Raw genomic sequence first — 13,837 nt, 5'->3', positions numbered from 1 at the left:
ACCCTTCCATGATCGCCGAGAGCGCGGGGCGGCTCGCACCAGGGCTCCGACCAGCCAGTATCGGACGACTGTTTCAGGCCGCACCAGTGCGCCCGTCAGATGAGATGCCCTCTCCCATCCATGGTGGTGCCAGCTACGCTGACGACGTGCGCCTTCTGCCGGAAGGCGTAAAGCCGACAGCCGTCGCAACCCCGGGAGCACTTCCATGGCCTCGTACACGCCATCGACCGCCAGTTCCGCCCGAGCCTCCGCCCTGCGTGAGGCGCTCGCCACCCGCGTCGTGGTGGCCGACGGGGCGATGGGCACGATGCTCCAGGCGCAGGACCCCAGCCTCGAGGACTTCCAGCAGCTGGAGGGCTGCAACGAGATCCTGAACGTCACGCGGCCCGACATCGTGCGCTCGGTGCACGAGGAGTACTTCGCCGTCGGCGTGGACTGCGTGGAGACCAACACCTTCGGCGCCAACCTCGCCGCCCTCGGCGAGTACGACATCCCCGAGCGCATCTTCGAGCTGTCGGAGTCGGGCGCGCGGATCGCCCGCGAGGTCGCGGACGAGTTCGCCGCGCGCGACGGCCGCACCCGCTGGGTGCTCGGCTCCGTCGGCCCCGGCACGAAGCTGCCGACCCTCGGCCACGCCCCGTACGTCAAGCTGCGCGACGCCTACCAGCAGAACATCGAGGGCCTGATCACCGGCGGCGCCGACGCGATCCTGGTGGAGACCACCCAGGACCTGCTCCAGACGAAGGCGTCCGTCATCGGCGCCCGCCGCGCCCTGAAGGCGACCGGCGCCGATCTGCCGCTGCTGGTCCAGGTGACCGTCGAGACGACCGGCACCATGCTGCTCGGCTCCGAGATCGGCGCGGCGCTCACCGCCCTGGAGCCGCTGGGCATCGACATGATCGGCCTCAACTGCGCGACCGGCCCGGCCGAGATGAGCGAGCACCTGCGCTATCTCTCCCGCCACGCCCGCACCCGGGTCTCCGCGATGCCCAACGCCGGCCTGCCGGTCCTGGGGAAGAACGGGGCGCACTACCCCCTGACGCCCGCGGAGCTGGCGGACGCGCACGAGACGTTCGTCCGGGAGTACGGGCTCTCGCTCGTCGGCGGCTGCTGCGGCACGACCCCCGAGCATCTGCGGCAGGTCGTCGAGCGGGTCCGGGACATGCGGCCCACCGAGCGGCAGCCGCGGCCCGAGCCGGGCGCCGCCTCGCTCTACCAGACGGTCCCCTTCCGCCAGGACACCTCGTACCTGGCCATCGGCGAGCGGACGAACGCCAACGGCTCGAAGAAGTTCCGCGAGGCCATGCTGGAAGGCCGCTGGGACGACTGCGTCGAGATGGCCCGCGAGCAGATCCGCGAGGGCGCCCACCTGCTCGACCTCTGCGTCGACTACGTAGGCCGGGACGGCGTCGCGGACATGGCGGAGATCGCCGGCCGGTTCGCCACCGCCTCCACGCTGCCGATCGTGCTGGACTCCACCGAGCTGGAGGTCATCCGGGCGGGCCTGGAGAAGCTCGGCGGCCGGGCCGTCATCAACTCGGTGAACTACGAGGACGGCGACGGGCCCGAGTCCCGCTTCGCCAAGGTCACCGAGCTCGCCGTCGAGCACGGCGCGGCGCTCATCGCGCTGACCATCGACGAGGAGGGCCAGGCCCGCACCGTCGAGCACAAGGTCGCCATCGCCGAGCGGCTCATCGAGGACCTCACCACCAACTGGGGGGTGCTGGAGTCGGACATCCTCATCGACTGCCTCACCTTCACCATCTGCACCGGCCAGGAGGAGTCCAGGGGCGACGGCATCGCCACCATCGAGGCGATCCGCGAGCTCAAGCGCCGCCACCCCGAGGTGCAGACCACGCTCGGCCTGTCCAACATCTCCTTCGGCCTCAACCCGGCCGCCCGGATCGTGCTCAACTCCGTCTTCCTGGACGAGTGCGTCAAGGCCGGGCTCGACTCGGCGATCGTGCACGCCTCGAAGATCCTGCCGATCGCCCGGCTGGAGGAGGAGCAGGTCAAGGTCGCGCTGGACCTGATCTACGACCGCCGCGCCGAGGGCTACGACCCGCTGCAGCGGCTCATGGAGCTCTTCGAGGGCGTCAACACCAAGTCGATGAAGGCCGGCCGGGCCGAGGAGCTCCTCGCCCTGCCGCTGGACGAGCGGCTCCAGCGCCGCATCATCGACGGCGAGAAGAACGGCCTGGAGACCGACCTCGACGAGGCGCTCACCACCCGCCCCGCCCTGGACATCGTCAACGACACCCTGCTGGAGGGCATGAAGGTCGTCGGCGAGCTGTTCGGCTCCGGCCAGATGCAGCTGCCGTTCGTCCTGCAGTCCGCCGAGGTCATGAAGACCGCGGTCGCCTATCTCGAGCCGCACATGGAGAAGAGCGACGCGGAGGGCAAGGGCACCATCGTGCTGGCCACGGTCCGCGGCGACGTCCACGACATCGGCAAGAACCTCGTGGACATCATCCTCTCCAACAACGGCTACAACGTCGTCAACCTCGGCATCAAGCAGCCCGTCTCCGCGATCCTGGAGGCCGCCGAGGAGCACCGGGCGGACGTGATCGGCATGTCCGGGCTGCTGGTGAAGTCCACCGTGATCATGAAGGAGAACCTGGAGGAGCTGAACCAGCGCAAGCTGGCGGCCGACTACCCGGTGATCCTCGGCGGGGCCGCGCTGACCCGCGCCTACGTCGAGCAGGACCTGCACGAGATCTACGAGGGCGAGGTCCGCTACGCCCGAGACGCGTTCGAGGGCCTGCGGCTGATGGACGCCCTGATCGCCGTCAAGCGCGGCGTGCCCGGCGCGACGCTCCCCGAGCTGAAGCAGCGCCGGGTGCCCAAGCGCGAGACCGCGGTCGTCGAGGAGGAGGAGCCGGAGGGCTCCGTGCGCTCCGACGTCGCCGTCGACAACCGCGTCCCCGAGCCGCCGTTCTGGGGCACCCGGGTCATCAAGGGCATCCCCCTGAAGGACTACGCGTCCTGGCTGGACGAGGGCGCGCTCTTCAAGGGCCAGTGGGGCCTCAAGCAGGCCCGGGCCGGCGGCCCCACGTACGAGGAGCTGGTGGAGACCGAGGGCCGGCCCCGGCTGCGCGGCTGGCTGGACAAGCTCCACACGGAGAACCTGCTGGAGGCGGCCGTCGTCTACGGCTACTTCCCGTGCGTCTCCAAGGGCGACGACCTGATCCTGCTGCACGAGGACGGCACCGAGCGCACCCGCTTCACCTTCCCCCGCCAGCGCCGCGGGCGCCGGCTGTGCCTCGCGGACTACTTCCGCCCGGAGGAGTCCGGCGAGACGGACGTCGTGGGCCTGCAGGTCGTCACGGTCGGCTCGCGGATCGGCGGGGCCACGGCCGAGCTGTTCGCCGCCGACGCCTACCGCGACTACCTCGAGCTGCACGGGCTGTCGGTGCAGCTGGCGGAGGCCCTCGCCGAGTACTGGCACGCGCGGGTCCGGTCCGAGCTGGGCTTCGCGGGCGAGGACCCGGCGGACGTGGAGGACATGTTCGCGCTCAAGTACCGCGGCGCCCGCTTCTCCCTCGGCTACGGTGCCTGCCCCAACCTGGAGGACCGCGCGAAGATCGCCGACCTGCTGGAGCCCGAGCGGATCGGCGTCCAGCTCTCGGAGGAGTTCCAGCTCCACCCGGAGCAGTCCACGGACGCCATCGTCATCCACCACCCGGAGGCGAAGTACTTCAACGCGCGGTAGCGCGGGGAAGGGGCTGGGGTCCGGGGTCAACCCCGGGTGGGCACGGCAACGCGCGGTAGCGCGGGGAAGGGGCTGGGGTCCGGGGTTACCCCCGGGTGGGCACGGCAACGCGCGGTAGCGCGTAAGCGCGGGGGAGCGGGCCCGGGCCCGACGAGTCCTGAATATCGAAGTGACGCACGGTAATGACCGCCGTACACTTGTCTGTCCGGTGAAGGCCGGTCCGCCCCACGTGGCGGACCGGCCTTCTCGTCCCCCCTGGAGGTGTGCCCGTATGACCAGCAGCATTCCCGCTGTGGACGCCCGCTCGGCAGCCGGCTCGGCCCTTCAGGCCGTTCTGCTCGACATGGACGGCACCCTCGTCGACACGGAGGGTTTCTGGTGGGACGTGGAGGTCGCGGTCTTCGCCGAGCTCGGGCACCAGCTCCTCGAGGAGTACCGCCAGGTCGTCGTCGGCGGCCCCATGACCCGTAGCGCCTCGTTCCTGATTCAGGCCACCGGCGCGAAGATCGCCCTCACCGAGCTGACCGTCCTGCTCAACATGCGCTTCGCCGAGATGATCGGCCAGGGCGTGCCGCTGATGCCGGGTGCCAGACGGCTGCTCGCGGAGCTGGCCGCGCACGGCGTCCCGACCGCCCTGGTCTCCGCCTCGCACCGGCACATCATCGACCGGGTGCTGGACACCCTCGGGGCGGAGAACTTCGCCCTGACCGTCGCGGGCGACGAGATCGCGCGGACGAAGCCGCACCCGGACCCGTATCTGGAGGCCGCGGCCAGGCTCGGCGTGGACCCGGCGCGGTGTGCCGTGATCGAGGACACCATGACCGGTGTCGCGGCCGCCGAGGCGGCCGGCTGCCGGGTGCTGGCGGTGCCGTCCGTGGCCCCGATCCCGCCCGCCGCGGGACGCACGGTCGTCGGTTCGCTGGAGGAAGTCGATCTCACTTTCCTGCGCGGCCTGATTACGGGAATGCACTGAACCATGCACTGAGCGTGCCCCGCGTAATGACCAAGGAACTCTCGGCGCCGGAGTGATTGTTTTCCGTGACGAATGCGCTGGCTGAATTCCCGTAGTCGGCGATGGGGCGGCATGAGTGACGTTCGTCACCGGATTCAGGGGTGTCCGGCAGGCCTCAGGCGCCCTCGAAGTGCTTCCGTGCGGGCCGGAGCGCACCCTTGTGTCCCGATTGATGATCTCCTGCGTGAATCGTTCCGGCGTCCGGATATCGGTGATCCGTCGGCTGTTATCACCGCGTGATATTCCTTCAACTTCGCCGTGTTCCGGGGGCAGTGGCCTCGCGCACTAATCTTTTCGCGAGAACTTCACGGCTGCCCGGGTGACCAGCACAACCGACATCGGTATGGTCCCGGGACCGATCGCATCGCAGGGAGAACCCCAGACAATGAACCGCAAGACGTTGGTGCTGCCGACCGTGGCAGGCCTGCTGGCCCCCGTCCTCGTCGCTTGTGGCGGGACCGACGGAGCCGGAGCGGGCAAGAGCGCCATCGTCATCGGCACCACCGACCGGTTCGAGGAGACGACGGACGCCCCGGCGCCCTTCGACCCCGCCGTCGCGTACGACATCGGCGCCTGGAACGTCCTGCACAGCACCTTCCAGACGCTGCTGCGGCTGCCCCGCTCGGGCACCGCCCCGATCGCCGACGCCGCCTCCAAGTGCACCTTCGGGGACCGCCGCAACGAGCAGTTCCGCTGCACGCTGCGCAGCGGGCTGAAATTCTCCAACGGCCACGCGCTCACCGCCGAGGACGTCAAGTTCTCCATCGACCGCGCCCGCGCCATCAACTTCGAGAACGGCCCGGTCTCGCTGCTCAACAACATCGACTCGGTGGAGACACCGAGCGACCTCGAGGTGGTCTTCCACCTCAAGTCGCCCGACGCGACGTTCCCGCAGAAGATCGCCACTCCGGCCGCGGCCATCGTCGACAGCGAGACGTACTCCAAGAACAAGCTCGACAACGGCTTCAAGATGGCCGGCTCCGGCCCGTACACCCTGGAGACCGAGCAGAAGGACGGCCGTGTCGTCAAGGCCGTCTTCACCAAGAACAAGGACTACCAGGGTCCGCTGAAGCTGCAGAACGACAAGGTCGAAATGCGCTTCTACGACGACTCGCAGACGATGGAGAAGGCGCTCAAGTCCGGCGACATCGACATCATCAACCGGACGCTGTCCCCGCAGCAGATCAGCCGGCTGCGGTCCACCACGACCAAGGGCGTCCGCTTCATCGAGGCCCCGGGCCAGGAGATCAGCATCCTCGCGTTCAACACCGAGGACGCGGCGGTCAAGCCGAAGGCCGTGCGCCAGGCCATCGCCCAGCTGGTCGACCGGCAGTCCCTGGCCAAGGAGGACTCGGACCGCACGAACGACCCGCTGTACTCGATCGTGCCCAGCGGCATCACCGGTCACCAGAACTCCTTCTCCAACCGGTACGAGGCGCCCAGCGTCGACAAGGCCCGCGCCATTCTGCGCGCCGCGCACATCGACGCCCCGGTGCCGCTGACCCTCTCGTACACCACGGACCACTACGGCGAGGCCACCGGCAAGGCCTTCAAGAACCTGCAGAAGCAGCTGAACTCCAGCGGGCTCTTCAAGGCGAAGCTCCAGGGCGTGAAGTGGTCGGAGTTCCGTCCCAACGCCTCGGCCGGCAAGTACGCCGTCTACGGCATGGGCTGGTTCCCCGACTTCCCGGACCCGGACAACTTCGTCGCGCCGTTCATCGGCAAGGACAACTTCCTGCAGTCCCCGTACCGGAACGCGAAGATCAGCAACGAACTGATCCCGCAGTCCCGTCAGGTGACCCAGCGGGACGCGGCAGCCAAGTACTTCCAGCAGGCCCAGGACATCGTGGCCGAGGAAGTCCCGGTGCTGCCGCTGTGGCAGGGCAAGCAGTACGTGGCCGCCCGGGACCGGATCACCGGTGCCGAGTGGGCGCTCAACTCCGCCTCCGAGATGCAGCCGTGGGAGCTCGGCCGCGGCAAGTGAGGCACAGCTGTTCAGTCCCATCCTTCCGATCTCTTCAGACGATCAAGAAACTGTGAGGAACGTGCACGTGAGGAAACGTGACCAGTGGCTTGCCGCCCCGCTCGGCGCGGGGCTCGCCGCCGCCCTGCTCACCGGGTGCGGTTCGGACGACGGCGAGGCGGCCGGCACCGGTGAGTCGGTGGTCATGGGGATGTCCGACGAGGTCGTGTCCACCGACCCGGCCTCCGGCTACGACCCGGGCTCCTGGCTGCTCTTCAACAACGTCTTCCAGTCGCTCCTGAGCTTCCCCAAGGGCAGCACGACGCCCCAGCCGGAGGCCGCCAAGGAGTGCAGCTTCAAGGACGGGGGCAGCACGGTCTACCAGTGCAAGCTCCGGGACGGCCTGAAGTTCAGCAACGGCCACGACCTCACCTCCGAGGACGTCGCCCACTCCTTCCGCCGCACGCTGAAGATCAACGACAAGAAGGGTCCGGCGTCCTCCCTGCTCTCCTCGATCAAGGAGATCAAGACCCCGGACAAGTCGACGGTCGTCTTCCAGCTCAAGCGGCCCGACGCGACGTTCCCGCAGAAGATCGCCTCCGGCGCCGGCTCCATCGTGGACCACCACGAGTACCCGATGGACAAGCTGCGCACCGACGGCAAGGCCGTCGGCTCGGGTGTCTACAAGCTCGATTCGTTCGACAAGAAGCAGGCCAAGTTCTCGGTCAGCAGCACCTACCAGGGTGCCGCGAAGGTCCAGAACCGCGGCGTCACGATGAAGTTCTTCCACGGCCAGCAGGAGGAGCTGAAGACCGCGGTCCAGAAGGGCGACGTCGACATCGCCTACCGTGGTCTGGCCATGAAGGACATCGCCGACCTCGAGGCCGCCGAAGCCGGCGACAAGAAGAACCTCGAGGTCGTCGAAGGCAGCAGCGCCGAGGTCCAGCACCTGGTGTTCAACACCAAGGACCCGGTGGTCGGCAAGGTCGGCGTGCGCAAGGCCATCGCGTACCTGATCGACCGCAGCACCCTCGTCCGTGACGTCTACAAGCGGACCGCCGAGCCGCTGTACTCGATCGTCCCGAGCGGCATCACCGGCCACAAGACGCCGTTCTTCGAGGCCTACGGCGACCGCCCGCAGCCCGACAAGGCCGCCGCGGCCCTGCGGTCCGCGAACGTCTCCGGCAAGGTCAAGCTCACCCTGTGGGCCACGCCGATCCGTTACGGACCGGGCACCGTGCCCGCGTTCAAGGAGATCGCCAAGCAGCTCAACGCGAGCGGCCTCTTCGACGCGGACGTGCAGAGCGTCCCGTTCGACGAGTACGACAAGGGCATCACCGAGGGCAAGTACGGCGTCTACGTGAAGGGCTGGGTCCCCGACTACCCGGACCCGGACAACTTCACGGCGCCCTTCTTCGGCAAGGACAACGTGCTCTCCAACAACTACGAGTCGAAGGAGATCACGGGGAAGATCCTGCCGACGACCGCCGCCCAGGGCAGCCGCCCGGCGACCGTCCCGGACTTCGCCCGTCTGCAGACCACCGTCGCCCAGGACCTGCCGATCCTGCCGCTGTGGCAGGGCAAGCAGTACGCGGTGGCGAACAAGCAGATCACCGGTCTGCAGTGGACCCTGGACTCCTCGACCGTCTTCCGGTTCTGGGAGATCAGCAAGGCCGCCAAGGACTGACCGTGAACGACTGAGAGGGGCCGGTACGCCGTCGACGGCGTACCGGCCCCTCTCGGTTTTCCCGTTCCGGGACGAGCTCTCTGCGTTCCGCTTCGAGCGCGGGGCGCTGCCCGCCGGGCGGCTACTGCGCGCCGGGGCGCACCAGGCCGCTCTCGTAGGCGTAGACCGCGGCCTGGACCCGGTCCCGCAGCCCCAGCTTCGTCAGCACATGCCCCACGTGCGTCTTGACCGTCGTCTCGCTGACGAACAGATCCGCCGCGATCTCCGCGTTCGACAAGCCGCGGGCCACCAGCTTCAGGACCTCGACCTCGCGGTCGGTCAGCGTGTGCAGCGTGTCCGGCAGCGGTTCCTCGCCGGACGGCAGATGCCCAGCGTACTTGTCCAGCAGCCGCCGGGTGATGCTCGGCGCCAGCATCGCCTCGCCGCCCGCCACCACCCGGATCGCCTGCACCAGCTCATGGGCCGGCGCGTCCTTGAGCAGAAAGCCACTGGCCCCCGCCCGCAGCGCCTCCACCACGTACTCGTCGAGGTCGAAGGTGGTCAGCACCAGGACCTTGGCCGGGCCGTTCCGCTCGGGGCCGGTGATCTGGCGGGTCGCCTCGACCCCGTCCATCCGCGGCATCCGGATGTCCATCAGCACCACATCGGGCTGCAGCGCCCGGACCTGGTCCAGTGCCTGGAGACCGTCCCCGGCCTCGCCGACGACCGCGAGGTCCTGCTCGGCCTCGAGGATCATGCGGAAGCCGGTGCGCAGCAGCGGCTGGTCGTCGACCAGTAGGACGCGGATCGCCACAGGAACTCCTTCGCTAGACCGGGTCCATTCTGCCCTGACCCTCCCCGTCGGCCACCACCCGGCCGCCGGCGTCGGCACCGGTCTCCGCACCGGCGTCGGCACCGGCCCCGGGGGCGCGCTGTGCGGGCAGGGGCAGCGGGTACGGCGGGGGAGTGCCCCCGAACTCCGGACAGACGGCCTGGTGGTCGCACCAGCCGCACAGCTTGGTGGGCCGCGGCCGCCAGTCGCCGGTCTCCGTCGCCAGCGAAATGGCCTCCCACAGCGCACGCAGCCTGCGCTCCACGGCCAGCAGCTCCGCCTCCGTCGGGTCGTACGTCAGCACATCACCACTGCCCAGGTAGACCAGCTGGAGCCGGCGCGGGACCTGCCCGCGCAGCCGCCACATCACCAGGGCGTAGAACGTCATCTGGAACAGGGCTTCCGACCGGTACTGCGGAGCGGGGGCCTTGCCCGTCTTGTAATCGACGATCCGCACCTCTCCCGACGGCGCCACGTCCACCCGGTCGATGAAGCCGCGCAGCGTCAGCCCCGCCTCCCCGGCGGCCCCCTCGCCCCCGCGGCCTTCGAGCACCGTCTCCACGTACAGCTCGCGGTCGGCGGGCTCCAGGCGCGTCGGGTCCTCCAGCGTGAACCACCGCTCGACCAGCCGCTCCGCGTCCGCCAGCCAGCGGGCCAGCCGCTCGCCGTCCTGCTCGCCGTCCTCCCCGAGGAACAGCTCCGCGAGCTCCGGCCGGGCCGCCAGCAGCTTCTCCCACTCGCCCGGCACCAGGCCCTTGGCCCGTCCGGCCGTGCGCTCGGCCGCCGGGGCGTCGAAGAGCCGCTCCAGCACCGCGTGCACCACCGTGCCCCGGGTCGCCGCCGCGCTCGGCTTCTCCGGCAGTTTGTCGATCACCCGGAAGCGGTAGAGCAGCGGGCACCGCATGAAATCGGCCGCGCGCGACGGCGACAGCGCGGCCGGCCGCGCCGCCCCGGCAGGCCTGGCGGCAGGCCCGGCGGACCGGTCGGCCGCGCGCTCGGAGCCCGGCCCGGTGGAATTGTCGGTGGCGATACCCATGACAGATAACCCTACGGCCCGTCACTGACAGTCGGGCGAATACCATCGACGACAGACCCCCTCGCACTGCATGATCAGTGAACGGCACCAGCGGTGCGGGGGCCGCAGCCGACGAGGGGACACCGTGGACAACAGCGGGAAGGGCCAGTCCGGCGGGGGCGCCGGTCACGGGGCCGGGCCCGGCGACGGCAAACCGGGACGGCCGCGGACGGGCGGCGGCATCCTCATGGGCCGCCCCTTCGGCGTCCCCGTCTACGTCGCCCCCAGCTGGTTCCTCGTCGCCGCCCTCATCACCTGGGTCTTCGGCGGCCAGCTCGACCGGGTGCTGCCCGAGCTCGGACGCGCCCGGTATCTCGTCGCCCTCTTCTTCGCCGTGGCCTTCTACGCCTCGGTGCTCGTCCATGAACTCGCGCACACGGTCGCGGCCCTCCGCTTCAAGCTCCCGGTGCGCCGCATCCAGCTCCAGTTCTTCGGCGGCGTCTCCGAGATCGAGAAGGAGACCGAGACCCCCGGCCGCGAATTCGTCCTCGCCTTCGTCGGCCCGCTGCTCTCCCTCGTCCTCGCCGGCGTCTTCTACCTCGGCATGCAGGGTGTCGAGCCCGGCACCGTCCCCGGCGTCCTGCTCGCCGGCCTGATGATCTCCAACCTGCTCGTCGCGGCCTTCAACCTGCTGCCCGGCCTGCCGCTGGACGGCGGCCGGATGCTCCGCGCCGTCGTCTGGAAGATCAGCGGCAAGCCCATGACCGGCACCGTCGCCGCCGCCTGGGTCGGCCGCGCGCTCGCCGTCGCCGTGCTCATCGGCCTCCCGCTCCTGACCCACGCCCGCGGCGGCCTCGGCGACGGCGACTCCGAGAGCCTCGGCGGCCTCGACTCGCTCACCGACGCCCTGCTCGCCGCCATCCTCGCCGCGATCATCTGGACCGGGGCGGGCAACGCCCTGCGCATGGCCCGGCTGCGCGAGCGGCTGCCCCACCTCAGCGCCCGCACCCTCACCCGGCGCGCCGTGCCCGTGGAGGCCGCCACCCCGCTCTCCGAGGCCCTGCGGCGGGCCAACGAGGCGGGGGCCCGGGCGCTGGTCGTCGTCGACGGACAGGGCCGGCCCGCCGCCCTCGTCCGCGAGGCCGCCATCGTCGGCGTCCCCGAGCACCGCCGCCCCTGGGTCGCCGTCAGCGGCCTGGCCACCGACCTCAAGGACGGCATGCGGGTCTCCGCGGAGCTCTCCGGCGAAGAGCTCCTCGACACCCTCCGGGCCACCCCCGCCACCGAATACCTCGTGGTCGAGGAGACCGGGGAGGTCTACGGCGTCCTCGCCACCACCGACGTCGAGCGGGCCTTCGTCGCCGCCATGGCGCGGCCCTCCTCCTGACCCCCGCGGCGGCCGGCCGGCCCGCCGTGGTCAACAGGCGCCGCGCACGCCCGGTAGTCTGGTCACATGTCCGAACCGACCGGTGCCGCCCGCCGACGCGGGCCCTTCCAGGTCGGGGACCAGGTCCAGCTCACCGACCCCAAGGGACGCCACTACACCTTCACGCTCGAAGCCGGGAAGCAGTTCCACACCCACAAGGGTGCCTTCCCGCACGACGAGCTGATCGGTGCTCCCGAGGGCAGTGTTGTCCGTACCACGGGAAACGTCGCCTACCTCGCGCTGCGCCCCCTGCTCCCCGACTATGTCCTGTCCATGCCGCGCGGAGCCGCCGTGGTCTACCCCAAGGACGCGGGGCAGATCCTGGCGATGGCCGACATCTTCCCCGGCGCCCGCGTCGTGGAAGCGGGTGTCGGCTCCGGCTCCCTCAGCAGCTTCCTGCTGCGCGCCATCGGCGACCAGGGCATGCTGCACTCCTACGAGCGCCGCGCCGACTTCGCCGAGATCGCCACCCAGAACGTGGAGCGCTACTTCGGTGGCCCCCACCCCGCGTGGCAGCTCACCGTCGGCGACCTCCAGGACAATCTGTCCGACACGGACGTCGACCGGGTCATCCTCGACATGCTCGCCCCCTGGGAGTGCCTGGAGGTCGTCCGCAAGGCACTCGTGCCCGGCGGCATCCTGTGCTGCTACGTGGCGACCACCACGCAGCTCGCCCGGACCGTCGAGTCCATCCGTGAGATCGGCTGCTTCGCCGAGCCGTCGGCGTGGGAGTCCATGGTCCGCACCTGGCACGTCGAGGGCCTGGCCGTACGCCCCGACCACCGGATGATCGGTCACACCGGCTTCCTGCTCACCGCCCGCCGCCTCGCGGACGGCGTGGAGCCGCCGCTGCGCCGCCGCCGTCCCGCCAAGGGCGCCTACGGCGACGACTACACCGGCCCCGGCAGCACCAGCGGATCCGCCGAGCGCTGACCCCCACTCGACCCCGGTGCCGCCACCGGGTTCCGTGCGCACACCACGCGCGGAACTCGGTGGCGGCACTTCTGCGTTGAGGCACGCGGAAGGCACATCCGCGACGTCACCTCCACGGTGACCGGCCGAGGGAACCCCATCGAGCGGCACCCTCCGCCCGCTGTTCCCCGGCACCGGACCGTGTGGCACGATGCTGGGCACCCCCCGCAGCCACAGCTCTCACAGGAGTTCAGCCCGCGTGCAGCCTCCGGCCGGCCCCGAATCGTTCCCGCCGCCCCACTCTGCGTCCTTCCCGCCGCCCCGCCCTGCGGCTTCCCCGCCGCCCCACCCCGCGTCGGTCCCCGAACGGCCCGCGCACAACCGCAGCCGCCCCGTGCACTGGATCGCGACCGCCGCGGCACTGGCCGCCGTGCTCCTCGGCGCCGCGCTCGCCGGCCCCGACGACGCGACCGCGACCACCACCGTCACCGCCTCCGCGCCCGGTTCGGCGCCCGGCTCCGTGCCCGACGCCGGCACCCCGCCCGCGGCGGCCCCCGATCCCCGGACGGCGCGCTACCCGGTCGACTGCGGCGGAACATCGGTGGACGTCGTGCGACGGGCCGCGGCCGACCTCGACGGCGACGGACGGCCGGAGACGGTCGCCGTGGTGCGCTGCCACTCGGAGACGGGCACCCGGCCCAGCGGGATCTACGTCCTCGCGCCGCCGCCCGCGAAGGACGCCGCACCCCGCGTCATGGCGACCCTGGTCGACCCCGGGCAGAAGATGAGCGTCACCGGCTTCGCGGTGAGCGGCAGCGGTACGGTTTCGGCCACGCTGCTCGGCTACTCCGACAAGAAGGTGCCGCGTTGCTGCCCGGATCTGCGCCGGGCCGTCGAATGGCGGTGGAAGGGCGGCAAGTTCGCCCTCACGGCACTCCCCGTCGCGGGGAGTGCGTGAGACGTCACTCGGCGTCGGGTCCGTAGACCTCGACCTTGTCGGCGACGCGGCGGACGTGGATGCAGTCCCCCGGGCACTCCTTCGCCGAGTCCCGGACATCGCTCAGCAGCGGCAGCGGCACGGGCGTGGTGGCGCCCTTGTCCTGCAGCAGCTCGTCGTCCGCGCTCTTCACATACGCCAGCCCGTCGATATCCAGCTCGAAGACCTCCGGGGCGTACTGCACGCAAATGCCGTCGCCCGTGCACAGGTCCTGGTCGATCCAGACTTCCAGCTCGTCGAGGCCTTCGTTCCGCACGGTCATCTCGCCTGCCGTTTCCTACCTACGTGAACCAATTGGAGCC

Annotated in this window: 10 protein-coding genes; 7 read left to right on the top strand and 3 right to left on the bottom strand. The window is 70.5% G+C overall.

All coding sequences use genetic code 11. From position 1 onward, the window contains the following. Positions 1-205: 205 nt before the first annotated feature. The 4 genes from metH (at position 206) to AB8O64_RS08080 (ending at position 8,374) form a co-directional block, all read left to right on the top strand. Positions 206-3,712 carry a methionine synthase gene (gene metH / locus AB8O64_RS08095; RefSeq protein ID WP_370418557.1) on the top strand — a complete coding sequence of 1,169 codons (3,507 nt, stop codon included), beginning with the start codon at positions 206-208 and terminating at the stop codon, positions 3,710-3,712. Positions 3,713-3,983: 271 nt separating this feature from the next. Next, positions 3,984-4,685, top strand: a complete 702-nt coding sequence (locus AB8O64_RS08090; RefSeq protein WP_370418556.1) for an HAD family hydrolase — start codon at positions 3,984-3,986, stop codon at positions 4,683-4,685. A gap of 424 nt (positions 4,686-5,109) precedes the next feature. Further along, positions 5,110-6,708: an ABC transporter substrate-binding protein gene (locus AB8O64_RS08085; RefSeq protein WP_370418555.1), complete on the top strand. Its 1,599-nt coding sequence runs from the start codon at positions 5,110-5,112 to the stop codon at positions 6,706-6,708. Between the two features lie 67 nt (positions 6,709-6,775). Next, complete coding sequence (locus tag AB8O64_RS08080) at positions 6,776-8,374, top strand: ABC transporter substrate-binding protein (RefSeq protein WP_356454758.1); 1,599 nt, start codon at positions 6,776-6,778, stop codon at positions 8,372-8,374. Between the two features lie 121 nt (positions 8,375-8,495). Here the strand turns inward: AB8O64_RS08080 and AB8O64_RS08075 are convergent, their stop codons facing one another. Continuing rightward, entirely contained in the window at positions 8,496-9,167 is a 672-nt protein-coding gene (locus AB8O64_RS08075) for a response regulator transcription factor (protein ID WP_087928839.1), read from the bottom strand. A gap of 13 nt (positions 9,168-9,180) precedes the next feature. Beyond that, on the bottom strand, positions 9,181-10,221 hold the full coding sequence (locus AB8O64_RS08070) for a RecB family exonuclease (RefSeq protein WP_370418554.1): 1,041 nt from the start codon (positions 10,219-10,221) through the stop codon (positions 9,181-9,183). Positions 10,222-10,345: 124 nt separating this feature from the next. On the opposite strand from AB8O64_RS08070, the gene AB8O64_RS08065 reads away from it, so the two are divergent. From AB8O64_RS08065 to AB8O64_RS08055, 3 genes are all read left to right on the top strand, one after another. Next, positions 10,346-11,587, top strand: a complete 1,242-nt coding sequence (locus AB8O64_RS08065; protein WP_370418553.1) for a site-2 protease family protein — start codon at positions 10,346-10,348, stop codon at positions 11,585-11,587. Between the two features lie 66 nt (positions 11,588-11,653). Next, a complete protein-coding gene (locus tag AB8O64_RS08060; RefSeq protein ID WP_356459076.1) occupies positions 11,654-12,559 on the top strand; it encodes a tRNA (adenine-N1)-methyltransferase in 906 nt (301 codons plus the stop codon). 373 nt (positions 12,560-12,932) lie between these two features. Then, on the top strand, positions 12,933-13,496 hold the full coding sequence (locus AB8O64_RS08055; protein ID WP_370423818.1) for a hypothetical protein: 564 nt from the start codon (positions 12,933-12,935) through the stop codon (positions 13,494-13,496). Positions 13,497-13,500: 4 nt separating this feature from the next. Here AB8O64_RS08055 and AB8O64_RS08050 read toward each other — a convergent pair whose 3' ends face one another. Beyond that, positions 13,501-13,797 carry a ferredoxin gene (locus AB8O64_RS08050; RefSeq protein ID WP_130876987.1) on the bottom strand — a complete coding sequence of 99 codons (297 nt, stop codon included), beginning with the start codon at positions 13,795-13,797 and terminating at the stop codon, positions 13,501-13,503. Between the last annotated feature and the right edge of the window lie 40 nt (positions 13,798-13,837).

Source organism: Streptomyces sp. QH1-20, assembly GCF_041283565.1.
GTDB lineage: Bacteria > Actinomycetota > Actinomycetes > Streptomycetales > Streptomycetaceae > Streptomyces > Streptomyces syringius.
Note: the sequence above shows the minus strand (reverse complement) of the source record. Positions and strands in the feature narration are given on the sequence as shown.

Bases quoted from the DNA above. Each gene is read 5' to 3' on its own strand.
- metH (WP_370418557.1), top strand. From the start codon at position 206: ATGGCCTCGTACACGCCATCGACCGCCAGTTCCGCCCGAGCCTCCGCC.
- AB8O64_RS08090 (WP_370418556.1), top strand. From the start codon at position 3,984: ATGACCAGCAGCATTCCCGCTGTGGACGCCCGCTCGGCAGCCGGCTCG.
- AB8O64_RS08085 (WP_370418555.1), top strand. From the start codon at position 5,110: ATGAACCGCAAGACGTTGGTGCTGCCGACCGTGGCAGGCCTGCTGGCC.
- AB8O64_RS08070 (WP_370418554.1), bottom strand. From the start codon at position 10,221: ATGGGTATCGCCACCGACAATTCCACCGGGCCGGGCTCCGAGCGCGCG.
- AB8O64_RS08060 (WP_356459076.1), top strand. From the start codon at position 11,654: ATGTCCGAACCGACCGGTGCCGCCCGCCGACGCGGGCCCTTCCAGGTC.
- AB8O64_RS08050 (WP_130876987.1), bottom strand. From the start codon at position 13,797: ATGACCGTGCGGAACGAAGGCCTCGACGAGCTGGAAGTCTGGATCGAC.